The organism is Vibrio sp. 10N.222.46.A1, from assembly GCF_041473595.1.
Lineage (GTDB): Bacteria > Pseudomonadota > Gammaproteobacteria > Enterobacterales > Vibrionaceae > Vibrio > Vibrio tasmaniensis_A.
In genome coordinates, this window is sequence record NZ_JBFRSN010001866.1 from 1 (window position 1) to 451 (window position 451).

Sequence of the window (451 nt, forward strand, 5' to 3'; positions counted from 1 at the left end):
TACCAATCTAATCCAGTAATGACGCAAGAAGACGTTGCCGAGATCATTCCATTTATCGATATCCTGTTTGCTAAAGGCTTCGACCTTTCAATGAACAATATGTCGTTAGATCTAGGTAAGGGTCAATTCGAATCTAAGTGGTTAGTGAGCGTACCGGAAGGAACCGAAAACATCAGCAGTAATCCTTCGATGATCATGCCGGCATTAACGGGTAACGTTCACTCTAGCTTCTCAAATGAGCTTGTTGAAGAGTACCCATTCATCCGTGAAGGTATCGATGAATTGCTTGTGATGGAAATGATCAAGGAAACAGAAAGTGGTTATGAAATCAGCGCTGACTTAGAAAATGGAAACCTAGTGTTCGAAAATGGACAAGAAATTCCATTAATCGCTCTACTTATGCCGGTTTTTGTTCAATAAACAGAACAGGCTTGAATACTGATAGGGTGAT

Annotated in this window: 1 pseudogene; it reads left to right on the top strand. The window is 40.6% G+C overall.

Annotated elements, in window-relative coordinates:
* Window positions 1–420: pseudogene (locus tag AB4496_RS29670) on the top strand (DUF945 domain-containing protein); the annotation flags it as partial.
* Between the last annotated feature and the right edge of the window lie 31 nt (window positions 421–451).